The sequence below is a fragment of the Streptomyces sp. NPDC040589 genome (assembly GCF_055594445.1).
On sequence record NZ_JBVIWP010000004.1, the window covers coordinates 120597 to 143292 of the forward strand.

24 protein-coding genes are annotated in these 22696 nt (G+C 72.4%); 6 read left to right on the forward strand and 18 right to left on the reverse strand.

Annotation, left to right across the window (positions count from 1 at the left end):
- Position 1: 1 nt before the first annotated feature.
- Together ACZ58V_RS18440 and ACZ58V_RS18445 are read left to right on the forward strand one after the other, a co-directional pair.
- On the forward strand, positions 2 to 730 hold the full coding sequence (locus tag ACZ58V_RS18440) for an ABC transporter permease (protein ID WP_471290836.1): 729 nt from the start codon (positions 2 to 4) through the stop codon (positions 728 to 730).
- Between the two features lie 68 nt (positions 731 to 798).
- The gene (locus tag ACZ58V_RS18445; protein WP_471290838.1) at positions 799 to 1230 is read left to right on the forward strand and encodes a hypothetical protein; all 432 of its coding nucleotides are present in this window, start codon (positions 799 to 801) and stop codon (positions 1228 to 1230) included.
- Positions 1231 to 1234: 4 nt separating this feature from the next.
- Here ACZ58V_RS18445 and mug read toward each other — a convergent pair whose 3' ends face one another.
- From mug to ACZ58V_RS18475, 6 genes are all read right to left on the reverse strand, one after another.
- Positions 1235 to 1780: a G/U mismatch-specific DNA glycosylase gene (gene mug / locus ACZ58V_RS18450; RefSeq protein WP_468188514.1), complete on the reverse strand. Its 546-nt coding sequence runs from the start codon at positions 1778 to 1780 to the stop codon at positions 1235 to 1237.
- An 8-nt stretch (positions 1781 to 1788) separates the two neighbouring features.
- Positions 1789 to 3231, reverse strand: coding sequence for an adenylosuccinate lyase (gene purB / locus ACZ58V_RS18455; protein ID WP_471290840.1), 1443 nt, complete (start codon positions 3229 to 3231; stop codon positions 1789 to 1791).
- A 105-nt stretch (positions 3232 to 3336) separates the two neighbouring features.
- Positions 3337 to 4110 carry an SGNH/GDSL hydrolase family protein gene (locus tag ACZ58V_RS18460; RefSeq protein ID WP_471290842.1) on the reverse strand — a complete coding sequence of 258 codons (774 nt, stop codon included), beginning with the start codon at positions 4108 to 4110 and terminating at the stop codon, positions 3337 to 3339.
- Positions 4111 to 4171: 61 nt separating this feature from the next.
- On the reverse strand, positions 4172 to 5185 hold the full coding sequence (locus ACZ58V_RS18465; protein WP_468188520.1) for a hemolysin family protein: 1014 nt from the start codon (positions 5183 to 5185) through the stop codon (positions 4172 to 4174).
- Positions 5182 to 6522: a hemolysin family protein gene (locus ACZ58V_RS18470; RefSeq protein ID WP_468188522.1), complete on the reverse strand. Its 1341-nt coding sequence runs from the start codon at positions 6520 to 6522 to the stop codon at positions 5182 to 5184. Before ACZ58V_RS18470 ends, ACZ58V_RS18465 begins: the two co-directional genes overlap by 4 nt.
- Positions 6523 to 6678: 156 nt before the next feature.
- Positions 6679 to 7560: an MBL fold metallo-hydrolase gene (locus tag ACZ58V_RS18475; RefSeq protein WP_471290845.1), complete on the reverse strand. Its 882-nt coding sequence runs from the start codon at positions 7558 to 7560 to the stop codon at positions 6679 to 6681.
- 112 nt (positions 7561 to 7672) lie between these two features.
- Here ACZ58V_RS18475 and ACZ58V_RS18480 point away from each other — a divergent pair, with 112 nt between their 5' ends.
- Genes ACZ58V_RS18480 through ACZ58V_RS18490 form a run of 3 tightly spaced genes read left to right on the forward strand, consistent with a single transcriptional unit; the run spans position 7673 to position 9876 of the window.
- Complete coding sequence (locus ACZ58V_RS18480; RefSeq protein WP_471290846.1) at positions 7673 to 7882, forward strand: hypothetical protein; 210 nt, start codon at positions 7673 to 7675, stop codon at positions 7880 to 7882.
- The gene (locus ACZ58V_RS18485) at positions 7869 to 9260 is read left to right on the forward strand and encodes an amidase (protein ID WP_471290847.1); all 1392 of its coding nucleotides are present in this window, start codon (positions 7869 to 7871) and stop codon (positions 9258 to 9260) included. Before ACZ58V_RS18480 ends, ACZ58V_RS18485 begins: the two co-directional genes overlap by 14 nt.
- A gap of 58 nt (positions 9261 to 9318) precedes the next feature.
- Positions 9319 to 9876 (forward strand): TetR/AcrR family transcriptional regulator, encoded by a 558-nt coding sequence (locus ACZ58V_RS18490; RefSeq protein WP_471291708.1) that lies wholly within the window; start codon positions 9319 to 9321, stop codon positions 9874 to 9876.
- Here the strand turns inward: ACZ58V_RS18490 and ACZ58V_RS18495 are convergent.
- Positions 9873 to 10298 (reverse strand): GNAT family N-acetyltransferase, encoded by a 426-nt coding sequence (locus ACZ58V_RS18495; RefSeq protein WP_471290849.1) that lies wholly within the window; start codon positions 10296 to 10298, stop codon positions 9873 to 9875. The two genes, ACZ58V_RS18490 and ACZ58V_RS18495, sit on opposite strands and share 4 nt — an antisense overlap.
- 159 nt (positions 10299 to 10457) lie before the next feature.
- Here ACZ58V_RS18495 and ACZ58V_RS18500 point away from each other — a divergent pair, with 159 nt between their 5' ends.
- Positions 10458 to 11120, forward strand: a complete 663-nt coding sequence (locus tag ACZ58V_RS18500) for a phosphatase PAP2 family protein (RefSeq protein ID WP_468188532.1) — start codon at positions 10458 to 10460, stop codon at positions 11118 to 11120.
- 12 nt (positions 11121 to 11132) lie between these two features.
- Here ACZ58V_RS18500 and ACZ58V_RS18505 read toward each other — a convergent pair whose 3' ends face one another.
- The 11 genes from ACZ58V_RS18505 to ACZ58V_RS18555 are packed head-to-tail and all read right to left on the reverse strand — an operon-like array spanning position 11133 to position 22695.
- Positions 11133 to 12467: a glutamate-1-semialdehyde 2,1-aminomutase gene (locus ACZ58V_RS18505; protein WP_471290851.1), complete on the reverse strand. Its 1335-nt coding sequence runs from the start codon at positions 12465 to 12467 to the stop codon at positions 11133 to 11135.
- Positions 12464 to 13024 (reverse strand): dTDP-4-dehydrorhamnose 3,5-epimerase, encoded by a 561-nt coding sequence (rfbC, locus tag ACZ58V_RS18510; protein WP_468188536.1) that lies wholly within the window; start codon positions 13022 to 13024, stop codon positions 12464 to 12466. Before rfbC ends, ACZ58V_RS18505 begins: the two co-directional genes overlap by 4 nt.
- Positions 13021 to 14235, reverse strand: coding sequence for a polysaccharide pyruvyl transferase family protein (locus tag ACZ58V_RS18515; RefSeq protein WP_468188538.1), 1215 nt, complete (start codon positions 14233 to 14235; stop codon positions 13021 to 13023). The genes rfbC and ACZ58V_RS18515 overlap by 4 nt, the downstream gene beginning before the upstream one ends.
- On the reverse strand, positions 14232 to 15179 hold the full coding sequence (locus tag ACZ58V_RS18520) for a glycosyltransferase family 2 protein (RefSeq protein WP_471290853.1): 948 nt from the start codon (positions 15177 to 15179) through the stop codon (positions 14232 to 14234). Before ACZ58V_RS18520 ends, ACZ58V_RS18515 begins: the two co-directional genes overlap by 4 nt.
- A complete protein-coding gene (locus ACZ58V_RS18525; RefSeq protein ID WP_468188542.1) occupies positions 15176 to 16477 on the reverse strand; it encodes a hypothetical protein in 1302 nt (433 codons plus the stop codon). Before ACZ58V_RS18525 ends, ACZ58V_RS18520 begins: the two co-directional genes overlap by 4 nt.
- Positions 16478 to 16482: 5 nt before the next feature.
- Positions 16483 to 17757, reverse strand: coding sequence for a DUF4910 domain-containing protein (locus tag ACZ58V_RS18530; protein WP_471290855.1), 1275 nt, complete (start codon positions 17755 to 17757; stop codon positions 16483 to 16485).
- Positions 17754 to 18779 carry an NAD-dependent epimerase/dehydratase family protein gene (locus tag ACZ58V_RS18535; RefSeq protein ID WP_471290857.1) on the reverse strand — a complete coding sequence of 342 codons (1026 nt, stop codon included), beginning with the start codon at positions 18777 to 18779 and terminating at the stop codon, positions 17754 to 17756. Before ACZ58V_RS18535 ends, ACZ58V_RS18530 begins: the two co-directional genes overlap by 4 nt.
- 3 nt (positions 18780 to 18782) lie before the next feature.
- Positions 18783 to 19430, reverse strand: a complete 648-nt coding sequence (locus tag ACZ58V_RS18540; protein WP_468188548.1) for a PIG-L deacetylase family protein — start codon at positions 19428 to 19430, stop codon at positions 18783 to 18785.
- Positions 19427 to 20221 carry a glycosyltransferase family protein gene (locus ACZ58V_RS18545; protein WP_468188550.1) on the reverse strand — a complete coding sequence of 265 codons (795 nt, stop codon included), beginning with the start codon at positions 20219 to 20221 and terminating at the stop codon, positions 19427 to 19429. Before ACZ58V_RS18545 ends, ACZ58V_RS18540 begins: the two co-directional genes overlap by 4 nt.
- Positions 20218 to 21474, reverse strand: a complete 1257-nt coding sequence (locus tag ACZ58V_RS18550) for a class I SAM-dependent methyltransferase (protein WP_471290860.1) — start codon at positions 21472 to 21474, stop codon at positions 20218 to 20220. The genes ACZ58V_RS18545 and ACZ58V_RS18550 overlap by 4 nt, the downstream gene beginning before the upstream one ends.
- Positions 21475 to 22695, reverse strand: a complete 1221-nt coding sequence (locus ACZ58V_RS18555; RefSeq protein ID WP_471290862.1) for a glycosyltransferase — start codon at positions 22693 to 22695, stop codon at positions 21475 to 21477.
- Between the last annotated feature and the right edge of the window lies 1 nt (position 22696).

The following is a 22696-nucleotide window of genomic DNA, read 5'->3' on the forward strand; positions in this document are numbered from 1 at the left end:
CATGGAACTCACGCCCGTACTCCGCTCCGAGTGGCTGAAGATCCGTACGCTTCGCTCGCTGCCGGGAGCCCTCGTGGCCCTGTTCGCCGCCACCACGGCGTTCTCCGCGATCGCCGGTGTCTCCGAGACGTCGGACCCGGGGTTCGACGCGCTGTTCACGTCCCTCTCGGGTGTCATACCGGGCCAGATCGCGGCCGTCGCCTTCGGTGCCATGGCCGTGTCTTCCGAGTTCCACTCGGGGGCGCTCCGGCTCTCGCTGGCCGCGGTTCCCCGGCGCGGACGGTGGTTCGCGGCCAAGGCGGCCGTCATCGCCGTGCCGGCGCTCCTGGTGGGGCTGGTGACGGCTCTCGCCGCTCTCCTCGTGGCGCGGGCGGGCCTGGGCCCGGCAGCCGACGGTCTCGGCGTCCGCGAGCAGGTGCGGGGTGTCGTGGGCTGCGGGGTCTACCTCATGCTGATGGCCCTGTTCGCCGCCGGGCTTGCTGCCCTGCTGCGCAGCGGCGTGGCCACACTGTCGCTGTTGATCCCGTTCATCCTCGTCGTAGGGTTCGTGATCGGTGACGCCACGGGCAGCGTCGCGGACTTCCTGCCCGACAAGGCGGGGCAGTTGGTCCTGCGGGAGACGTACGACGGGTCGTCCCTCGGGCCGTGGTCGGGGCTCGCGGTGACCGCGTTCTGGGCGGCCGCCGCGCTGCTGGCGGGAGCGTGGAGCGTGCGCCGCCGGGACGCCTGACCGACAACGGGGTCGATGCCCCGCCGAGTGTCCCGCCAAGTGTCAGTGGGGGCGGGTTTACTGGACCCATGAACCTCGCACAGCACATCGCCCTCGTCGACGAGCTGTGCTACCGCCCCTTTCCGGCGGAGCACGGCCCGTCGGACGTCGGCAGCTCGGGGCCCGGCTACCACGTCGCGGTGTTAGAGAGCGGGCCCTACGGCGACCCCGCGACCCGGGCGGTGACGATCGACCAGTTCGAGAAGGACCGGGACGCCGTCTACGAGCTTCTCGCCTCGCGCTGGGGCGACACCGAGCCCTACAACCTGCTGACGGTCCTGCTGCGCACCGAGCACGAGGAGATACCCCGGCCCTGGGCCGACCTCGGCGCACGCGCCGGCATCGCGTACCTCTGGGAGGTGGAGGGCTCCGGCCGCTGGGTCGCCGTGGCGGTCGCGGACCGGGACGAGTCGGACGCGGTTCACCTGCTGGCCCTGGTCACGGAGGCGGACCCGCCGTAGGGGGTCAGCTCCCGGCGGCTGCCCGCAGCCGTCCGAACTCCTCCGCCATGGTCTCGACCGTCCAGTGCGCGTTCAGCCCGCTCGGGTTGGGCAGCACCCACACGCGCGTGTCCCCGAACGTCCGCGACTGCGGCCCCACCTGAGCCTTCCGGTCGTCGAACGCGGCACGGTACGCGGTCACGCCCACCACAGCCAGCCAGTCCGGCCGCAGCCGCTCCGCCTTCAGCGCGAGCAGCCGCCCACCCTCCCGGTACTCCTCGCCGCTCAGCTCGTCGGCCCGAGCGGTCGGCCGCTCCACGACATTGGTGATGCCGAGCCCGTACGACAGCAACTCCTGCTGCTCGGAAGGCTTCAGCAGCCGGGGCGTGAAGCCCGACCGGTGCAGTACCGGCCAGAAGCGGTTGCCGGGGCGGGCGAAGTGATGGCCCGACGCGGCCGTCATCAGCCCGGGGTTGATCCCGCAGAACAGCACCCGCAGACCGTCCGCGACCACGTCGGGCACGACACGGTCGCGGGCGGCCTCCAGCTCCTCGGGGGTGAAGCGCGCCATGCGGCGCGTCAGAGAATCGCGCCGGGCGTGTAGCCCGCGGCCTGGGGGTGCTGCTTCACGATCTCCTCGACCCGGGCGACCACGGTGGCGACCTGGTCGCCCGCGGCACCCGTGAAGGACAGCTTGTCGGCCATCAGCGCGTCCAGCTCGGCGCGGTCGAGCGGAATGCGCGCGTCGGCGGCGAGCTTGTCGAGCAGCTCGTTGCGCTCGGCGCCCTGCTCGCGCATCGCGAGCGCGGAGGCGACGGCGTTCTCCTTGATCGCCTCGTGCGCGAGCTCCCGGCCCACGCCCGCGCGCACGGAACCCATCAGCACCTTGGTGGTGGCGAGGAACGGCAGGTACCGGTCCAGCTCCCGGGCGACGACCGCCGGGAACGCGCCGAACTCGTCGAGCACCGTCAGGAACGTCTCCAGCAGGCCGTCCAGCGCGAAGAACGCGTCCGGCAGCGCGACCCGGCGCACCACCGAGCAGGACACGTCGCCCTCGTTCCACTGGTCGCCCGCCAGCTCGCCCGTCATCGAGGCGTAGCCGCGCAGGATCACCATCAGGCCGTTGACGCGCTCGCAGGAACGGGTGTTCATCTTGTGCGGCATCGCCGAGGAGCCGACCTGGCCCGGCTTGAAGCCCTCGGTGACCAGCTCGTGCCCGGCCATCAGCCGGACCGTCTTCGCCAGTGACGACGGCGCCGCCGCCAGCTGCACCAGCGCCGTCACGACCTCGTAGTCCAGGGAGCGCGGGTAGACCTGGCCGACCGACGTGAACGCCTGCGAGAAGCCCAGGTGCGTGGCGATCCGCTGCTCCAGCTCCGCGAGCTTCGAGGCGTCCCCGCCCAGCAGGTCCAGCATGTCCTGCGCGGTGCCGACCGGGCCCTTGATGCCGCGCAGCGGGTAGCGGCCCAGCAGCTCCTCGACGCGGCCGTAGGCCACGAGCAGCTCGTCGGTGGCGGTCGCGAAGCGCTTGCCGAGGGTGGTGGCCTGCGCGGCGACGTTGTGCGAGCGGCCGGCCATGACCAGCTCGCCGTACTCGCCGGCCAGCTTGCCCAGACGCGCCAGGACGGCGACCGTGCGGTCGCGCATCAGCTCCAGCGAGAGCCGGACCTGCAGCTGCTCGACGTTCTCGGTGAGGTCGCGGGAGGTCATGCCCTTGTGCACGTGCTCGTGCCCGGCGAGGTCGTTGAACTCCTCGATCCGCGCCTTCACATCGTGCCGCGTGACCTTCTCACGCTCGGCGATGGAGGCCAGGTCGACGGTGTCGAGGACACGCTCGTAGTCGGCGAGCGCCTCGTCCGGCACCTCGATCCCGAGGTCCTTCTGGGCGCGCAGCACGGCGAGCCAGAGCTGCCGCTCCAGCTTCACCTTCTGCTCGGGGGACCAGAGCGTGGCGAGCTCGGCGGAGGCGTACCGTCCGGCGAGGACGTTCGGGATGCGGGGCTTGGCGGGAGCGGAAGTCACGTGGACGGATTCTACTGGCGATTCGTGCAGGCCAGCGCACCGGCCTTTTCGTCGGAACCTACGAGAGGGCCGCGATGCCATGGCGAAGGGGCGGTACGGCGGGACCTACAGCTCGTACGGCAGCAGCTCGGGGCGCTTCGGCGGCAGGCCGTCGCCAGAGGAGCGGCCCGTCAGACGGCGGCCTATCCAGGGCAGCAGATACTGCCGGGCGAACCGCACGTCCGCCGCGCGGCGCATGACCCAGCCCGGCGGCAGCGTCGTCGGCATCGGCGTCCGCCACTCGGTGTCCTCGGGCTCGTAGCCGAGCGTCTGCCACACGGCCTCGGCGACCCGGCGGTGGCCCTCGGCCGTCAGATGCAGCCGGTCCACGTCCCACAGCCGGGGGTCGCCGAGCGAGGGGGCGCCGTAGAGGTCGACGACGATCGCGCCGTGCCGGTCGGCGAGCTCGTCGACGCAGGCGAACAGCTCCTCCATGCGAGGCCGGAACCGCTCCAGGACGGGACCCCGCCGGCCCGGGCTGCGCATCAGCACGAGCTGCTTGCACGACGGGGCCAACCGCTCCACGGCCTCCTCCAGGAGGGCGCGCACCCGGCCCATGTCGCACTTGGGCCGCAGCGTGTCGTTGAGCCCGCCGACCAGGGTGATCACATCGGGCTCCATGGCCGCCGCCACGTCCACCTGCTCGTCGACGATCTGCTGGATCAGCTTGCCGCGCACCGCGAGGTTGGCGTAGCGGAAGCCGGGTGTGCCGGCCGCCATCCGTGCGGCGAGCAGGTCGGCCCAGCCGCGGTAGGAGCCGTCGGGCAACAGGTCCGACATGCCCTCGGTGAAGGAGTCGCCGACCGCGACGAGGCTGCTGTGGGTGGGGTTCGTGTGCATGGCGACGGAAATAGTATCCCGTGCACATACCCAGCAGTCGGTCGGCCGCCGGTGGCCCCGATCACGTCCGCTGGCCGAACAGCTCCCGCAGTACGTCCTCCATGGTCACGAGACCGGACAGCCGTCCGTCCTCCCCGAGGACCGCCGCGAGGTGCGTACGGCTGCCCCGCATCGCGGTGAGGACGTCGTCCAGCGGCGTGTGCTCCCGCACGCGCGCGATGGGCCGCATGTCCCGCAGCCGGAACGGCACATCGCGCCCCACGGCGTCCAGGGCGTCCTTCACATGCAGATAGCCGACGATCCGCCGCCCCTCGTCCACCACCGGGAAGCGGGAGAACCCGGACTCCGCCGTCAGCTGCTCCAGCTCGTCCGGAGTGACGCCCACGCTCGCGTAGACCACGCGCTCCAGCGGCAGCACCACGTCACGCACCGGGCGTCGGCCCAGTTCCAGCGCGTCGTGCAGCCGCTCCTGGGCGCGGTCGTCGATGAGGCCGGCCTCGCTGGAGTCCTTCACGATCTGCGCTATCTGGGCGTCCGAGTAGGAGGCGGCGACCTCCTCCCGGGCCTCCACACGCAGGAGCTTCAGCAGCGTGTTGGCGAAGGCGTTGATCGTGAAGATCACCGGACGCAGCGCCCGGGACAGCGCCACCAGGGGCGGGCCGAGCGCCAGCGCGCTGCGCACCGGCTCGGCGAGCGCGATGTTCTTCGGCACCATCTCGCCCAGCAGCATGTGCAGATACGTGGCCAGGGACAGCGCGATCACGAAGGACACCGCGTGCCCCGCGCCCTCGGGCACGCCCACCGCGTGGAACACCGGCTCCAGCAGGTGCGCGATCGCCGGTTCGGCCACCACACCCAGCACCAGCGTGCACAGCGTGATGCCGAGCTGCGCGGCCGCCATCAGCGCCGACACGTGCTCCAGTCCCCACAGCACGCTCTTGGCGCGCCGGTCGCCCCGGTCGGCGTAGGGCTCGATCTGGCTGCGGCGCACCGAGATCAGCGCGAACTCGGCGCCGACGAAGAAGGCGTTGACGACGAGCGTCGCCAGGCCGATCAGCAGTTGTACCGCGGTCACAGCTCCGCTCCCTTCTCGTCGGGCTTCTCGTCATTGAGGGGCGCCCGCAGCCGGACGCGCGCCGCCCGGCGGCCCGCCGCGTCCAGGACCTCCATCCGCCAGCCGGCGACCTCGAGGGTGTCACCGACGGCCGGTATCCGGCCCAGCACCGTCGCCACAAGACCGGCGAGCGTCTCGTACGGCCCCTCCGGCGCACGCAGCCCGACCCGCTCCAGGTGGTCCACGCGCGCGGAGCCGTCGGCCGAGTACAGGGCGTGGCCGGCCTCGTCCGTGCCGGCCGCGGCGAGGTCGGGCAGCTCGTGCGGGTCGTGCTCGTCGCGCACCTCGCCGACGACCTCCTCGACGATGTCCTCCAGGGTGGCCACACCCGCCGTACCGCCGTACTCGTCGATCACGACGGCCATCGTGCGCTTGCCGGAGAGCCGGTCCAGGAGCCGGTCGACGGTGAGGGTCTCCGGCACCAGCAGTGGTTCGCGCATCAGCTCGGAGACGAAGATCCGGGTCCGGCGCTCGGCCGGTACCGCCAGCACGTCCTTGACGTGCGCGGTCCCGACGACCGAGTCGAGGGTCCCGCGGAAGACGGGGAAACGGGACAGGCCGGTCGCCCGGGTCGCGTTCGCCACGTCCTCCAGGGTCGCCTGCACCTCCAGGGCGACGACCTGCACCCGGGGCGTCATCACGTTCTCGGCGGTCAGGTCGGCGAGGTTCAGCGTCCGCACGAACAGCTCGGCGGTGTCGGCCTCCAGGGCGCCTTCCTTGGCCGAGTGGCGGGCCAGCGCCGCCAGCTCCTGAGGCCCGCGCGCCGAGGCCAGCTCCTCGGCGGGCTCCACGCCGATCCGGCGCACGATCCGGTTCGCCGTATTGTTGAGGTGGGTGATGAAGGGCCGGAACGCGGCGCTGAACCAGCGCTGGGCGTTGCCCACGGTCTTGGCGACGGCCAGCGGCGAGGAGATCGCCCAGTTCTTGGGAACCAGTTCGCCGACCACCATCAGGAACACCGTCGACGCGGCCGTGCCGAGCACCAGCGCGAGGCTGTGCGACGCCGACCGCGAGACACCGGCGTCCTCCAGCGGCCCGGCGATCAGCGCGGCGATCGACGGCTCGGCGAGCATGCCGACGACCAGGTTCGTGACGGTGATGCCGAGCTGTGCCCCGGACAGCTGGAACGTCAGGCTCCGTACGGCCTTCAGCGCGCCCTGCGCGCCCCGCTCGCCGCGCTCCACCGCCTGCTCCAGCTCGGCGCGCTCGACCGTGGTGAGGGAGAACTCGGCCGCCACGAAGGCGCCGCAGGCGAGCGAGAGCAGGATCGCCGCCAGAAGGAGGAGCACTTCGGTCATCGGTTCACCCCCGTTCCATGGTTCTCCAGGACGGGGCGGAACGCGCGGTGTCGCGCGCGGGGAGGCTCGCCCATGGGCGGACGCTCACAACCTTTCATGCAGAACCGAGTGGCCATCCAAGGGTAAAGGATGGGCAAAGTCCTTCCGTGGGGGTGCTCAGGGCGAGTCGGCGGGTGCGGGTGCGAGCCGGTAGGCGCCCTCGTGGGCGACGACGTTACCGGCGGTCGGCGGCGCGAAGTGGGTGCCCAGGAGAAGGGTGTCCGTACCGGCCAGCGAGTCGAGCAGCCCGCGGCGCGTGGCCTCGGACTGTCCGGGGTCGATGTCGACGCAGGCGCCGATGCCCGGGTGGGCGAGCTGGACGGGGTGGTGGACGCAGTCGCCGGTGATCAGTGCCGTCCGTCCGCGACTGGTCAGTTCGACGGCGAGGTGGCCGGGGGTGTGCCCCGGGGTCGGGATCAGGCGCAGGCCCGGGGCGATTTCGAGGCCCTCGGCGGGGACGTCGACGAGGTCGAGACGCCCCGCCTCCTCCACCGGGAGCACGGAGTCGCGGAACATCTGCGCGCGAGCCTCGTCCATGGCGTACCCGGCCCAGAACTCCCGCTCGACGCGGGAGGTCAGGTAGCGGGCGTGCGGGAAGGTGGGCACCCACGCGCCGTTCACCTGCCGGGTGTTCCAGCCGACGTGGTCGGCGTGCAGATGGGTGAGGATCACCAAGTCCACCGAGTCCGGGGGGAATCCGGCGGCGGTGAGGCGCCGCAGCCAGTCGGTGTCGAGGTCGTGCCAGGCGGGATTGGCCCGCTGCTTGCCGTTGCCGATGCCCGTGTCCACCAGGACGCGCAGCCCGCCGGCGGTGAACGCGAAGCTGTGGCTGTCGAGGTGCAGGACGCCCTGGCCGTCCGCGAAGTGGGGGTGCAGCCAGTCCTGCCCCGCGACGACGTCCGGTGTGGCGTCGGGCAGCAGCCATGGTCCGGTGGCGGGTGGCAGGGGCACCTCGTCGATGCGGTGGACGGCGACGTCGCCCACGGTCCAGGTGGTCATCGGTCTCTCCTTACGCATGAGCGCGCTTAAAGCAATCTGTTTGCGTTAAGCCGACCGTAGGTCCTACAGTCGGCTAACGCAAACAGTTGGCTTTTGTAGCTCAGGGAAGTCCATGTCCTTTACCGAACTCACGCCTGCGGAAGCGGCCCGCTGGGCCCACCGCGCCGGGCTGGTCCTGCCGGCCGACCGCCACGCCGCGGTCGCGGCCACCGCCGACCACATCCACTCCGTCGTCGCCGTCCTGCGCGAGCTGGACTTCGGCGACACCCCGCCCGCTCCCGCCTACCGCGCGCCACAGGAGCCCCACGATGCAGCCGTATGAACTGACCCTCAGCGCCGCCGCCGACCTGATCCGGGCGCGGCAGCTGTCCCCCGTCGAGCTGGCGGACTCCGTGCTGGAGCGCGTCGAAGAGGTGCAGCCGCGACTCGGGGCCTACGTCACCGTCACCGCCGAGCACGCTCGCCGGGCCGCGCGCGAGGCCGAGAGCGACATCGCGGCCGGCCGGCACCGCGGCCCGCTGCACGGCATCCCGATGGGCCTGAAGGATCTGATCGACGCCGCCGGAATGGCGACGTCGGCCAGTTCCCGGGTCAGGGCCGGCCATCGCGCGCACGCCGACAGCACCGTCGCCGCGCGGCTGTCGGCGGCCGGAGCCGTCCTGGTCGGCAAGACCCACACCCACGAGTTCGCCTACGGGCTGACCACCCCGCAGACCGGCAACGCCTGGGACCGCGACCGGGTCGCCGGCGGCTCCAGCGGGGGATCGGCGGTCGCCGTCGCCGCGGGCGCCGCCACCTTCGCCCTGGGCACCGACACCGGCGGATCCATCCGGGTGCCCGCCGCGCTCAACGGGGTCGTCGGCCTCAAGCCGACCTACGGCCTCGTCCCGCGCCACGGCGTCACCTCGCTGTCCTGGTCCCTGGACCACGTCGGCCCGATCACCCGCACCGTCGAGGACGCGGGCCTGGTCCTCGACGCCCTGGCCGGCCACGACCCCCGCGACCCGGCCTCCCTGACCACACCCCCGGTGGCCCACCGGCCGACCGAGGGCACCGACCTGAGCGGACTGCGGATCGGCGTGCCGCGCACCTGGTACTTCGACCACGTCGACCCGGAGGTGGAAGCCGCCGTCCGGAGCGCGATCGACCGGCTCCAAAGCCTCGGTGCCCGGCTCGTCGACGTCGAGATCCCCATGACCCGCTACATCCAGGCCACCCAGTGGGGCCTGATGGTGCCCGAGGCCACCGCCTACCACGAGAGCACCCTGCGCACGGTCCCCGAGCTCTACCAGGCCGACGTCCGCATCCTCCTGGAGGCCGGCGAACTGATGCCCGCCGGGGACTACTTGCGGGCCCAGCGCTCCCGCACCCTCATGCGTCAGGAGTGGGCGAGCATGCTGAGCGAGGTCGACCTGATCGCCGCCCCCACCCTCCCCGCGACCGCGGTCCGGGCCGGCCAGGAGACGATCACCTGGTCCGACGGCACCGTCGAGGGCGTCTCGGACGCCTATGTCCGGCTCTCCGCCCCCGCCAACATCACCGGGGTGCCGTCCCTGTCCGTACCGGTCGGCCACGACACCGAGGGACTCCCGATCGGCATGCAGCTCCTCGGCCGGCCGCTGGGGGAGAGGCTGCTCCTGCGGGTCGGGCACGCCTACGAACAGACCCGTCCCGCCCGCGAGCTCGCGTCGGCGGCCTGAATGAGCAGCGCCCCAGACGCAAAGGGTTCGCTTTAAGGTGGGTTCCGTGAGCAGACAGATGGTGCGCCCCGGGGGGCGCAGCGCCCGGGTCCAGGCATCGGTGCACGCCGCCGTACACGAACTCGCCTCGGAACTGGGCCGGGACGCCCTGACGGTGCCGCTGGTCGCCCAGCGCGCGGGCGTGACGCCGTCGACGATCTACCGCCGCTGGGGCGACCTGCAGGTACTGCTGTCGGACGTGGCGGTCGAGCGTCTGCGGCCCGACACCACGCCCGGCGACCACGGCGCCCTGCCGGCCGACCTGACGGCCTGGGCCGAGCAGTTCCTCGACGAGATGGCCTCGCCGGCCGGCCGCGCCTACATCCGCGACGCCCTGCTCGGCGACCCGGACGGCGGCAACGCCGGCCAGTGCTCGGCCTACGCCGCCGAGCAGATCGGCCTCGTCCTCACCCGGGCGGCCGGGCGCGGGGAGCGGACACCCGACGTCGAGACGGTGATCGACCAGGTCGTCGCGCCCATGATGTACCGCATCCTCTTCCGCCCGGACGGCCTCGACGCCGCCTACGCCCGGCGGCTCGTGGCCGGGGTTCTCGCGTCGGCCGGGGGCACCCCCTAGCCGATGAGGGGCTTGACCCAGCGCCGCCAGTGGTCCTCGCGGTGGTAGCCGGCCGCGGCCCAGGTGTGGTGGGCCTGTTCGTTGGCTTCCAGGACCATGGCGTCGACGCGACGTCCGCCCAGGGCCGCGAAGCGTTGTTCGGCGGCTTCGAGGAGGGCGGTGGCGATGCCCTGCCGGCGGTGGCCGGGGTGTACGGCGAGCCGGTAGGCGGAGCAGCGCCATCCGTCGAAGCCGGCTATGACGGTGCCGGTGAGGAGGCCGTCGCGCTCGGCGAGCAGCAGGGCCTCGGGGTCTCGTGTGATGAGGTGCGCCACTCCGTCGTGGTCGTCGCTGATGCTGGTTCCCTCCGCGGCCTCGCGCCAGAACCGCAGCACGGTGTCGATGTCCGAGAGGGTCGCGCAGCGGATGTGAAGATCGCTCATGGGGCGAGCCAAGCAGACCGCCCGCCTGTCTGGCGAACGGGTTTCCGTACCGGGGAACCGCATGTTGGTTAGGGTGACAATCGGAGACTGATGGCGCCCTCGCGGGCCGAGTCGGACACGACGGGGGGCTCGTTGGTGGGGAGTTGGCGCCCAGCGGTCATGGCTGCCCACCGGTCGGCGCCCGCGGTGCTGCCCCCACCGCTGCGCGGGTGGCTCGGGCTGATCGCGGCCCTCGCCGCGCTGGTGGTCGTCGCGCTCGGGGTTCTGTACGCCGGGCACAGCGAGCCCGGCACGGTGGACGGGTGGATCCAGCCGACGGTGGACGGTGCGGTGCCGCCGTGGCGGGATCTCGCGCTGGCCACGGACTTCTTGGGGGAGCCCTTGGGAGCGGCGGCGCTGGTCGGGGCCACCGTGACGGGCTGCCTGCTCCTTCGACAGCCTCGCGCGGCGGTGCTCGTCGTCGCCGGCGCCGGTCTGACCGTGGGGACGACGAAGCTGCTCAAGCCCCTGGTGGGACGCACCATCCACGGCGCCGACAACCTGTCCTACCCGAGCGGGCACACCGCCTTCCTCACGGCGCTCGCCCTCGTGGTGGCGCTGCTCGCGACCGGCCGGCGCGGCCTCGGCAGGACGGCCGGCACGGTGCTCGTGCTCGCGGCGGCGCTGGTTGCCGGCGTCGCCATGGGCTGGGCGCAGGTCGCCCTCGGCGCGCACTACCCGACCGACGTCCTCGGCGGCTGGTGCACCGCGCTGGCGGTGGTACCGGCGACCGCGTGGCTGGTCGACCGGATGGCCGACGCCGGCCGGCAGCAACGCCGCTGACGTCACATCAGGTCACGCCAAGCGGCGGAACACCGGCTTCACCGGTCGCCCGGCCAGCCAGGGTGTGGGGTCGGCTGCGTCCAGTGCCTTCCGGTACAGCGCACATGCCTGGGCCACCACGTCGACGGTGTGATCGATGTCGGCGTCGGTGAGCGCGCTGCTCACCACGAACGAGGGGGCCAGCACCCCGCCCGCGAGGAGCCGGCGCAGGAACAGGGTGCGGTACTCCTGCGACGGCTGCCGGTTCTCGTCGAGGGTGGCGAAGACCAGGTTGCTGGCCCGGCCCCGGACGACGACGTGGTCGCCGACGCCCATGGCGGCGGCGGCGTCGCGGACACCGGCGGCCAACCGCTCGCCGAGGGCGTGCAGCCGCGCGGTGACGCCCTCCTCGACGTAGGTGGTCTGCACAGCCATCGCGGCGGCCAGGGAGTGCGTCTCCGCGCCGTGCGTGGTGGACAGCAGGAACACCCGGTCGCCGGAGTGACGCAGCCCGCCCCGCTCCATCAGCTCGCGGCGCCCGGCCAGCGCCGAGACGGCGAACCCGTTGCCCAGCGCCTTGCCGAACGTGGAGAGGTCGGGGACGACGCCGTACAGGCCCTGGGCGCCCGCCTCGGACCAGCGCAGGCCGGTGATCATCTCATCGAAGATCAGTACGCAGCCGTGCCGGTCGGCCAGCTCGCGCAGCCCGGCGAGGTACCCGGGCGGCGGCTCGGTGTGGGTGGCGGGTTCGAGGATCAGGCAGGCGACCTCGCCCCGGTACCGGCTGAGCAGTTCCTCCGTGGCGGCCAGGTCCCCGTAAGGGAACGCCACGGTGAGTTCGGTGGTCGCCGCGGGAATGCCCGCGGACATCGGCGTGGTGCCGATGAACCAGTCGTCGACGGAGAAGAACGGATGGTCGGCGCAGAGGGCCACCCGCGGACGTCCGGTGGCGGCGCGGGCGAGGCGCACCGCGGCGGTGGTGGCGTCGGAGCCGTTCTTCGCGAACTTCACCATCTCGGCGGTCGGCACCGTGGCCAGGAAGCGTTCGGCGGCCTCGACCTCCACGATGGACGGCCGGACGAAGTTGCTGCCGCGGTCGATCTCCCGCCGCACCGCCTCCGTCACGCGCGGGTGGGCGTGACCGAGGCTGACCGACCGCAGCCCTGACCCGTACTCGATGTAGCGGTTGCCGTCGATGTCCCACACATGGGCACCGCGGCCGTGGCTGATGACCGGGGCCAGGTTCTCGGGGTACTGGTCGTCGCCCTTGGCGTACGTGTGCGCGCCCCCGGGGATCATGGCGTGCAGCCGCTCGTTCGCCAGCCGCGACCGGGGCAGGAGGAACTCTTCGGACTCTTCGGTGTTCACGCTGACTTCAGCTCTCTCTGCTTCAGGGCCTCGGCGAGACCCGGCGCCTTCCGGTCCCGCTCGGACATCGAAGTGACCGGCAGCGGCCAGGGAATGGCGAGCTCCGGGTCGTCGAAGGCGATCGTCACGTCCTCGGCGGGATCGTGCGGGCGGTCGATCCGGTACGAGGTGTCGGCGGTCTCGGTCAGCGCCTGGAAACCGTGCGCGCACCCCGCCGGGATGTACAGGGTCACCTGCGTGTCGCCGGACAGCTCGAAGGAGGCCACGTCGCGGTAGGTCGGCGAGTCCGGCCGCAGGTCCACGACGACGTCGAAGATCCGGCCGTACGAGCACCGCACGAGCTTGGCCTCGCCGGCGCCGGAGCGCAGGTGCAGGCCGCGCAGCACGCCCCGGACCGAGCGCGACACGCTGTCCTGGATGAAGGCGTCCGGGTCGAGGCCCACCGAACGGACCACGTCGGCGTCGAACGTGCGGCAGAAGAAGCCGCGTTCGTCGGCGTACGGGGTCGGCTCGAAAAGGTACGCGCCGGTGATCTCCGGGACCGCGGTCGCTTTCATGAAGCCTCCTGCCGGGGGTGGGTGGTTGCCGGGGACAAGACCGCGGTCAAGGCGGTGAATTGGTGCTCGAGCTGCCGGGCGGTGATCTGGTTCCGCTCGGCGAGTGTCCGGCGCAGCTCCGCCGAGCGCTTCTCCAACTCCCGGAACTGTTCGAGCAGCCGGTCGGCGTCGACCTCGCGGGCCGGGTGGCAGTACGCGGCGAGGCCCATCCGGTCCATGAGCGCGTCGCTCTTCGCCGCGTAGCTGAGTGCGAGCGTCGGCGTGCCGGCCTTCAGCGCGCAGATCAGGTTGTGGTACCGGGTCGCCACCACGGTGTCGGCCGCCGCCGTCTCCCTCGTCAGGTCGGCCAGGGAGGCCGCCTCCGCGGCGGTGACCAGCGGTGAGTCCACCGCGTCGAGGATCGCGGAGACCACCGGCGCGTCGCACGCGTCGCCGGTGAGCAGCCGGACCGGCCTGCCGTCCTCGACCAGCGCGCGGACGAAGCGGGTCGTCCCGTCGAGGTAGCGCCGGTGGATCTCCTCGGCCCGTGCGCGGTCGTCGTTGCCGCCGTGGAAGTCCATGACGCCGACGCAGACCAGGCCCGGCGGGCCCGACGGCCCGCTCGCCAGCGGCGTCGGCAGGGCGAAGGCGAGGTCCGGGTAGACCTCGTCGCGCGCGGTGTCCACGCCCATCTCCCGCATCGCGTCGCGGGACGGGGCGTCCCGGTACGACCGGTACGCGGCCAGCCGCGCCGACCGGCGCACCAGGGCCCGGGTCGGACGATTGCCGATCGGGGCGGCGCCTACGCCGACCAGCGCGACCCGGGTGCCGAACAGCCTGCCGGTCGCGCAGAGCAGGAACAGGGAGTACGGGAAACCCCAGGGCCGCAGCGGCAGCGTGGCCTCCAGGACGCCCATGCCCGGCACGATCACGACGTCGTGCCGGCGCACCCAGGCGGCGGTGCGGACCACGTCGACGAGCTTGCCCAGTCCCTTCCCCGCGATCGCGCCCGCACGGGACGCGGTCCGGTACTCCCCGCGGTACCAGTGCAGCCGCGTAGCGGGGATCCCGTACCGGGCCGCGACGACCTCGGGTCCGCCGCAGAGCGCGTCCACGACCGCCTTCGGGTGCTCGGCGCGGAGGTACCCGAGTACGGCTTCCAGAGACCCGTCGTTGCCGAGGTTGCCGGAGCCGAGCAGGCCGAACACCCCGACGCGTAGGGGAGTTCTCATGTCTGCCGCCCCTCGCGTCCTGCGACGAGGTCGTCGACGGAGACGGTGAGCCTGGCCGGGTCGACCGGGGCGCGGTCCTCGACCCGCTCGCCGGCGCCCGGCCGCACCCGGCTGGTCATCCACGCGGCCAGGTGGCGGTAGCAGGCGCGCCGGTCGGCCGCGGAGAGCGGCGCCCGCTGAATCGCCGAGGCGAAGCCCCAGACGTACTCGGCCAGCAGCCGGGGCGTCGGGTGCAGCGCGCCCGCCCGGCGCGGGTCCAGGTTGACGCACCGGGAGCGCTTGGAAGGGTTCGCCCGCTCGGCGCGGGTGGGGTGGTCGCGGCGGAAGTACATGAGCTCCGGCACCTGGTGGAAGGGGCCGTGCAGAACGATCTCGGCGACGAACGTCCGGTCCGCGTGGTGATAGCTGTCGTGCGGCTTCACCCGGCGCAGCATGTCGGCACGCATCACCCCGTAGAAGTCGTCGCCACCGGGCTCGAACAGGAAGCTGCGGAAGCGCTCCGGCGCGTGCGGGGAGGCGGTGGCGAGCCCGTACTCGTACGGGACCTTCACCTGCCCTTCGCCATCGATGACCGCCTGGTCGGAGTGCGCGAGGACCACGTCCGGCCGCGCGTCCAGCGCCTCCACGCAACGCCGTAGCAGGTCCCGGGCGTAGAGGTCGTCGTGCGAGGCCCACTTGAACAGTTCGCCGCGGCACTCGGTGAACACGTAGTTGTGGTTCGGGGCGGCGCCGATGTTCCGGCGCAGCCTGAGGTAGCGGATGCGTGAGTCCTGCGCGGCGTACTTGCGGCAGATGTCCTCGGTCCCGTCGGTCGAGGCGTTGTCGGAGATGACCAGCTCGAAGTCCTCGTAGGTCTGGCCGAGCAGGGCGTCGAGCGATTCGGCGAGATACTGCTCGCCGTTGTACACGGGCAGGCCGATGCTCAGCCGGGGATGGGCGGTCATGACGTCCTCACTTCCGGGATGGGATGGTGCTGGTGCTCGCGGAGGGCGGACCGCAGATGCAGCCACCACACGGCCGACGCGCAGACGGTCGCGGCGGCGACGCCCCAGGCCGAGCCGACCGTGCCGCCCAGGACCGCGCCGCCGAGCCCGCCGGCGACGTAGCAGGCGGAGGCGAACAGCTGGCAGCGCAGGCTGCGCCGGGCCGCGGCGAGCGCACGCAGCCCGGCCGCCGCGCCGGTGCCGAGGCCGGCGCCCGCGACGCCCAGGGTGACCGGCACGATGAGCTGCGAGGCGGAGTGCCAGACGTCGCCGAGCACGAACGCGCCGAGCCGGTCAGGCATCAGGAGCAGCGCCCCGCCCCAGAGCAGCGCGGCGGCGGCCTGCCCGCCTCCCAGCAGGAGGCAGAACCCGCCGAGTCGGTGGGGGGCCCGTCGCAGCACCCGTGCCGCCTCCGAGACGGTGACCAGCGACAGCCCCATCAGCACGGCGAGAAACGGTCCGAGCAGGAGTTCGGCGCCCCGGACCGCACCCACCGCGCCGACCCCCACGATCGCGCCCAGCCCGTACGCGCGCAGTTGGCTCGCGCCGCTGAGGCTGACGTTCTCGGCCAGGTACCGGTAGCCGAGATCGCGTTGCTCGCGAAGCCACGCGCGTGCCCGCGTCACCCGGGGCAGGATGCCGGACTGGACGTATCCGTACCCCGCGGCCACCGTGGCGGACGCGCCCCAGGCGAGCACGAAGGCGGCGACGCTGCCCACGCGGGCCGCCACGACCATGGCGGGGACGAGCGCGATGCCCCACACGAGGTCGTTGACGAACGCCTTCCGTCCGGTGCCCGCGGCGAAGAACGCGTACCGCCAGGCATCTTGGAGAAGCAGCCCCGGCAGCATGACGCCGAGACAGGCGAACGCGGGCCCCACACGCCCGCCGAGAGCGAGGCCGACCGCCAGACACGCCGCACCGGTGGCGGCACCGACGCCGAGCGCGGTACCCGACGACCGGGCCACCGCTCCGCGCCAGGACGCCTCCGGCACACCGCTGAAGCGCACCACGAGCGGGTCGGTGGCGAGGCCGCGGGAGACGTTGAGCACCACGCCGTACGTCACCCAGGCGAGGCTGAACACGCCGAACGCGGTCACCCCCAGCGAGCGCGCCACGTAGATGCCCACCGCGAAGTTGCTGATGCTGGAGGCCGCCTGGTCGGCCAGTCCCCAGGACAGCCGGCCGACGAAGGCCCGCCGCGCGGATCCGGCGGGTGCCGCCGGCGCTGTCCGGGGTTTCTCCTCCTCGGTGGTCATCGGTGTCACGCCTTGATCAGGCCGGCGCCGTGCAAGGCATCGGCCGCGGCGGCGACGGTGTCGAACGGCAGCCCGGACCGCTCGGCGACGTCCAGCAGACCGTGCTCACCGTCGGAGAGGCTGAGTACCCAGAGCATGGCCATCTGGGCCTGCTTCGCGTCGCTGCGGCCGCCGAGCGAGTCGTACAACCCACGCCGGCCCAGCTGTGGCTCGCCGTAGGGGCTCAGGTTGACGTACCGCCGGTTGCGGTCCAGAACGGCGAACGCCTCGCGGCAGACGGCGAGCGTGTCCGCCATCGCCTCCGGGGAGACGAAGTCCGGGTTGTCCGCCGAGGTGTGGTACTCGGGGTAGCCGGCGTACGGGGTCCGGCTGAGCGAGCCCACGCCGAGATCGAACCCGGGCGAGCAGAACTGCCGCTCGTCATAGCCGTACGGGGTGAACTCGGTGACGTGGTGCGGACGTTCGGAGGCGGCGAGGACGTGCCGCATCACCCGGTCGATCTCCGCGTCGCCGCGTCTGCTCTGTTTGTACGTCAGTCGGCCCGAGTCGCCGGCGCAGGCCAGCACCAGCCCGTGCTTGACCCGCTCGATCCGCTCCGCGTTGCGGGCCAGCCAGGTGATCGCCCCGATGGTGCCGGGCGCGAACAGGAACCGGTAGGTGTGGTACGGCTTCTGCTCCGCCAGCGCCCGGGCCAGGAACGTCGCCACGGCGATGCCGGCCAGGTTGTCGTTGGCCAGCGAGGGGTGGCAGACATGGCAGGAGACGATCACCTCGTCGGCCACCTGCCCGGGCACCACGTGCTCGGCGTAGGTGAGGTGGCCGTCCGCGAGGGTGGAGTCGACGCGCACCTCGTAGTCGCCGTCCGGCAGCGCGTCCAAGGTGTCCTGGGACAGGCAGAATCCCCATTCCGGCTTGTAGTAGCTGGTGCGGTACGGCACCCAACTCGGGTGGTCCGGCAGGGTGTGCAGGTGTCCACGCAGCTCGGCCAGCGGCATGGTCGCCGACACCGGCACGCTGTAGCCGAGCACGTGCAGGCTGGACGCGGCGAAGTCGACGACCCGCCTGCCGGCGGCGTCGGCGATGTACGCGTCCCGGATGTTCCACTCCTGCGGCACCGTCCAGTCGAGCACCTGCGTCCCGGTCGGCACCTCGTGCACCCGCAGCGGGATGTACTCGCCGACGATCCCCAGGGTGGCGCGCACACCGTCGCCGGTGATGCTCCGGCAGAGCGGGTACAGCCGCTCCACCAGCGCGTGCATCTCCTCGCCGGCCGAGGTCATCGGCGCCACCGCAGGGTGTCGTCGACGGCGCCGGCGTCGGACGCGGCGCGCAGCACGGCGAGCCGGGTGAAGCGCCGCTCGAAGTCCTCCTGGGTCAGGCCGTGTTCGCGGTAGGCGTCGGCGAGTTCGAGCGCGCCCCGCTTCACCGTCCACTCGCAGTCGAAGCCGGGGATCGCGGCGCGGAACCGGGAGAAGTCCACCCGGTACGACCGCGGATCGGCACCGTTCTCCCCGGTGATCACCACCTTCGCGCCGGACACCGCCTCCGCGACCTGCTCGGCTATCTCGGCGACCGTGACGTTGTTGGTCTCGCTGCCGATGTTGAACGCCCGGTCGTGCACCGCTTCGCGCGGCGCGACCAGCGCGGCCGTGAAGGCCCGTGCGATGTCGGCGGCGTGCACCAGCGGGCGCCACGGGGTGCCGTCGGAGAGCACCAGCACCTCGCCGGACAGCAGCGCGTGGCCCACCAGGTTGTTCAGCACGATGTCGGCGCGCAGCCGGGGCGAGTAGCCGAAGGCGGTGGCGTTGCGCATGAACACCGGGCTGAAGTCGCCGTCGGCCAGCGCGTGCAGGTCGTCCTCCACCCGCACCTTGGACTCCGCGTACGGCGTCACCGGGCGCAGCGGGGCGTCCTCGCCCACCAGGCCGGCGCCGCCGGCGGCGCCGTAGACCGAGCAGGTCGACGCGTACAGGAACCGCTGCACCCCGGCGTCGCGGGCCAGCCGGGCCAGCCGCACGGACGCGTGGTGGTTGATGTCGTAGGTGAGCTCCGGCGCCAGCGATCCCAGCGGGTCGTTGGAGAGCGCGGCCAGATGGATCACGGCGTCGACGCCGGCCACGTGTTCGGCCGTGACGTCGCGCAGGTCCACCCGGTGCCCGGACGGGTCCGCGGGCGTCGGGCCGAGGACACAGTCGGCGAACAGGCCGGCGTCAAGACCGACGACCTCGTGCCCGGCGGCGGTGAGCACCGGGGCCATCACGGTGCCCAGGTAGCCCTGATGTCCGGTCAGCAGTACGCGCAAGGTTCATTCCCCCAGGTCGAGAGTGAGTTTGGTGACGGCGAACGCCTCGGCGTAGCGCTCATGGCATTCGATGCCGCGGATCCGTGCGAGACCGAGGAAGGCCTCCCGGTCGTACCAGGGCCGGTGCCGCTGCGAGGGGTAGTGCTCCTGCAGCAGCCGCACCTTCCGTTCGGCGGTCTCCGGCGACAGCGGCTGGTACGCCGCGGGACGGCCGAGGTCGCCGTCCCACTTGACGATCTCGTAGCCGAGCACGAGGTGGTCGCGGAACGCCGTGGGCAGCAGCTGCGCCAGGCCGCGGTGGTCCTGGTGCGCGTCATCGGTACGCGGCGCGAGGACCAGATCCGGCTCGGTCCGCTCGCGCAGTTCCTCGACGGCGGCCTTGGCCTCCTCCCAGTGCGCGGGCATCCGGCCGTCCGGCAGCTTGAGCACGGTCAGCCGCAGGTCGGCGCCGGGGCAGAAGGCGGCGAGCGCGGCCCGCTCCTCCTGCTCCCGCTCGCCGCCACCGCCCGAGAGCACCAGCGCGTCGACACGGATACCCGGCCGGGCGCGGCACAGCGTCAGCAGCGTGCCGCCGGCGCCGATGGCGATGTCGTCGCAGTGCGCGCCCACCGCGACGATCCGGTCCAGGGACCCGGCCCCGAGCCGGATCACGCCCGCGCTCCGGCGGTGTCCCGTTCCCACACGGCCCACGGCCGGTCGCCCCGGGCGTAGGCGTCGTCGAGCGCGGCCCGCTCCTTCACGGTGTCGGTCGGCTTCCAGAAGCCGCGGTGCTGGTGCGCCACCAGCCTTCCCCGCTTGGCCAGCTGGGCGCATCCGTCGGCGACCAGGTCCCCGTTCTCCGGGATGTGGTCGAAGACCTCCTGGCGGAGCACGAAGTAGCCGCCGTTCTCCCACAGCGGCATGTCGCTCACCGCGGTGATGCCCCCCACCAGGCCGTCCTCGCCCAGGTCCACGCAGTGGAACGAGGACTGCGGCGGCACCACCATCATCGACGCGCCGGCGTCGCGCCGGGCGAACCGGTCGATCATCTCCGGCAGCGGGGCATCGGTGAGCACGTCGGCGTAGTTGGCGAGGAACATCTCGTCGCCGTCCAGGTGGTGCCGCACCCGGCGCAGCCGCTCCCCGATCGGCGACTCGATGCCGGTCTGCGCGAACGTGATCGTCCAGTCGGCGATGTCGGTGGACAGCAACTCGGTCCGCCCGTCCCGCAGCACGAAGTCGTTGGACGTGGTCTCCTCGTAGTTGAGGAAGAAGTCCTTGATGTGATGGGCCCCGTACCCGAGGCACAGGATGAACTCCTTGTGCCCGAAGTGCGCGTAATAGCGCATGACGTGCCAGATCAGCGGTCGCGGGCCGACCATCGCCATGGGCTTGGGCACGTCGTCCGCGGCACCGCTCCGCATCCGCATTCCGTAACCGCCGCAGAACAGAACGACCTTCATGCCTTGACCTCGACAATGCTCAGTTCCGGGATGGGAAAGACCAGGCGGCCGCCCCACTCGTGCACGAAGGACAGTTGCTCGACCAGCTCGTCCCGCAGGTTCCACGGGAGGACGAGGACGTAGTCCGGCTTGTCGGCGGCTATCTGCTCCGGCGGCAGGATCGGGATGCGGGTGCCCGGGGTGAACCTGCCGTGCTTGTACGGGTTGCGGTCGACCGTGTACGGGAGCAGGTCGGGCCGGATGCCGCAGTGGTTGAGCAGGGTGTTGCCCTTGCCCGGGGCGCCGTAGCCGACGACCGTCTCGCCGCGCTCGGCCGCCTCGATGAGGAACCGCAGCAGGTCCCGGCGCACCTTGGCCACCCGGGCGGAGAACTCGGTGTACCCGGACAGCTCCTGCAGCCCGGCCGCCTTCTCCCGGGCCAGCACGTCGGTCACCCTTCCCCAAGCAGGGGATACCCCATTGGCCGGCTCGCCGGCCACCTCGGCCGGCCGGGCCCACAGCCGGATGGAGCCGCCGTGCGTGGGCAGCAACTCGACGTCCACGAGCGTGAGTCCGCCGCTCGCGAGCGCCCGGATCGCGGACGCGACCGTGTAGTACTGGAAGTGCTCGTGGTAGATCGTGTCGTACTGGTTCTCCTCGATCAGCGTCAGCAGGTGCTGCACCTCGATGGAGACCCAGCCGTCGTCGGCGACCAGGGCGCGCAGCCCCTGGGTGAACCCGACGACGTCGGGGATGTGCGCGTACACGTTGTTGGCCACGACCAGGTTCGCCGGGCCGTGCTCGGCGCGGACGGCCGAGCCGGTCTCCGGGTCCAGGAACTCGGTGAGCGTGGGCACACCCGCGTCCCGCGCCGCGGCCCCGACGTTCACCGACGGCTCGATGCCCAGGCAGCGGATCCCCCGGTCCACCACATGCCTCAGCAGGTACCCGTCGTTGCTCGCGACCTCGACCACGAAGGCGTCGGGGCCCAGGTCCAGCCGCTGAACGGCGTCGGCGACGAAGGTGCGCGCGTGCTCCACCCATGAGGTGGAGTAGGAGGAGAAGTACGCGTACTCCTTGAACGTCTCCTCCGGCGTGATCAGCGGAGGGATCTGCGCCAGCCAGCAGTCGGTGCAGACCCGCAGGTGCAGCGGGTACGCGGGCTCCGGCCGGTCCAGTTGGTCCGCGGCGAGAAAGCTCTCGCACGGCGGGGTCGCCCCCAGATCGACGACGCTGGCCAGCGCCGCCGAGCCGCAGAGTCTGCATCGTGTCATTTACTGCCCCCCATTGATTCGGTCCCCGATTGATTCCGACCGCCCCGCGATCGCGGTGCGGTACCCCTCCACCAGGCGCTCCAGGCCGACGGCCGGGCTGAAGCCCTGCTCGTAACGGCGCCGGGCCGCCTGGCCCATCTCCCGGCCCAGGGCCGGCTCGGCCGCGATCCGGCGGATGCGGGACGCGAGCGAGGCGGGGTCGCCCGGCCGGTGCAGCAGCCCGGTCACCCCGTCCTCGACGAGTTCGACGAAGGCGCCGTGACCGGCGGCGACGGTCGGGACCCCCGCCGCCATCGCCTCCACGACCACCAGGCCGAACGCCTCCAGCCATGTCGAGGGAGCCACCACGGCGACCGACCGCGTGACGGCCTGCCGGCACTCGGCCGGGTCCAACAGGCCGACGTAGCGCACGTCGTCCCGGCCCGCCGCCCAGGCCGTCACCTCTCGCTCCAGCGGTCCCGTGCCGGCGATCACGAGCGGCGCGCCCACACCGCCGCCCGCGGCGATCTCGTCCCACGCGGCCATGAGCAGCCGCACGCCCTTGGCCTCCGCGAGCCGGCCGAGGTAGAGCAGATGCTCGCCGGGGCCCGCTCGGACGGCGCCCGGGTCGGGCACGAAGTTGTGCTTCACCGCCAGCCGCTCGGCCGGCATGCCGGCGCGCACCAGGACGTCGCGCTGCGCCGCGGAGATACAGAAGAACCGCTCCACGCCGGACCACCACCGCCGCCGGTTGACCGACAGGCTGACCGCGAGCGGCACCGTCGCCAGCCGGGAGTTGCGGTAGCAGCCGTGCCGGACGGCGGGCAGCGGCGTCGACCCGACGCAATCGGCGCACGGCCGGCCGTCCCGTTGCAGCGTGCCGGGCGGGCAGACCTGGGTGTAGTTGTGCAGCGTGGCGACGGCGGGCACCCCGGCGTCGGCGCAGGCGGCCAGCACGGCGGGTGACAGGAGCGGGAAGACGTTGTGGACGTGCACCACGTCCGGCCGCTCGGTGCGCAGCCGGGCGGCGAGTTCGGTGCGGACCGCCGGGTTCCACGGCACGAGGAGCGGCAGCGCGGCCTTGCTCAGCAGGGACCGGGCGGCGATGTCGTCGCTGCGCCGCTCGAACATTCCGACCCGGTGGCCGGCCTCGCGCAGCAGGGCCACTTCCTGGTCGACGACCTTGTTCTCCCCGCTCGGCTGCGCCGAGGCGTAGCGGTTGTGCACCACGAGGACATGCATG

Excerpts from the sequence above, each read along its gene's own strand:
- rfbC (WP_468188536.1), bottom strand. The coding sequence starts at position 13,024 with ATGAAAGCGACCGCGGTCCCGGAGATCACCGGCGCGTACCTTTTCGAG.
- ACZ58V_RS18460 (WP_471290842.1), bottom strand. The coding sequence starts at position 4,110 with ATGCACACGAACCCCACCCACAGCAGCCTCGTCGCGGTCGGCGACTCC.
- ACZ58V_RS18495 (WP_471290849.1), bottom strand. The coding sequence starts at position 10,298 with ATGAGCGATCTTCACATCCGCTGCGCGACCCTCTCGGACATCGACACC.
- ACZ58V_RS18555 (WP_471290862.1), bottom strand. The coding sequence starts at position 22,695 with ATGCATGTCCTCGTGGTGCACAACCGCTACGCCTCGGCGCAGCCGAGC.
- ACZ58V_RS18550 (WP_471290860.1), bottom strand. The coding sequence starts at position 21,474 with ATGACACGATGCAGACTCTGCGGCTCGGCGGCGCTGGCCAGCGTCGTC.
- ACZ58V_RS18520 (WP_471290853.1), bottom strand. The coding sequence starts at position 15,179 with ATGACCGCCCATCCCCGGCTGAGCATCGGCCTGCCCGTGTACAACGGC.
- ACZ58V_RS18480 (WP_471290846.1), top strand. The coding sequence starts at position 7,673 with ATGTCCTTTACCGAACTCACGCCTGCGGAAGCGGCCCGCTGGGCCCAC.
- mug (WP_468188514.1), bottom strand. The coding sequence starts at position 1,780 with ATGGCGCGCTTCACCCCCGAGGAGCTGGAGGCCGCCCGCGACCGTGTC.
- ACZ58V_RS18525 (WP_468188542.1), bottom strand. The coding sequence starts at position 16,477 with ATGACCACCGAGGAGGAGAAACCCCGGACAGCGCCGGCGGCACCCGCC.
- ACZ58V_RS18490 (WP_471291708.1), top strand. The coding sequence starts at position 9,319 with ATGGTGCGCCCCGGGGGGCGCAGCGCCCGGGTCCAGGCATCGGTGCAC.
- ACZ58V_RS18445 (WP_471290838.1), top strand. The coding sequence starts at position 799 with ATGAACCTCGCACAGCACATCGCCCTCGTCGACGAGCTGTGCTACCGC.
- ACZ58V_RS18475 (WP_471290845.1), bottom strand. The coding sequence starts at position 7,560 with ATGACCACCTGGACCGTGGGCGACGTCGCCGTCCACCGCATCGACGAG.
- ACZ58V_RS18440 (WP_471290836.1), top strand. The coding sequence starts at position 2 with ATGGAACTCACGCCCGTACTCCGCTCCGAGTGGCTGAAGATCCGTACG.
- ACZ58V_RS18500 (WP_468188532.1), top strand. The coding sequence starts at position 10,458 with ATGGCTGCCCACCGGTCGGCGCCCGCGGTGCTGCCCCCACCGCTGCGC.
- ACZ58V_RS18485 (WP_471290847.1), top strand. The coding sequence starts at position 7,869 with ATGCAGCCGTATGAACTGACCCTCAGCGCCGCCGCCGACCTGATCCGG.
- ACZ58V_RS18545 (WP_468188550.1), bottom strand. The coding sequence starts at position 20,221 with ATGAAGGTCGTTCTGTTCTGCGGCGGTTACGGAATGCGGATGCGGAGC.
- ACZ58V_RS18515 (WP_468188538.1), bottom strand. The coding sequence starts at position 14,235 with ATGAGAACTCCCCTACGCGTCGGGGTGTTCGGCCTGCTCGGCTCCGGC.
- ACZ58V_RS18470 (WP_468188522.1), bottom strand. The coding sequence starts at position 6,522 with ATGACCGAAGTGCTCCTCCTTCTGGCGGCGATCCTGCTCTCGCTCGCC.
- ACZ58V_RS18530 (WP_471290855.1), bottom strand. The coding sequence starts at position 17,757 with ATGACCTCGGCCGGCGAGGAGATGCACGCGCTGGTGGAGCGGCTGTAC.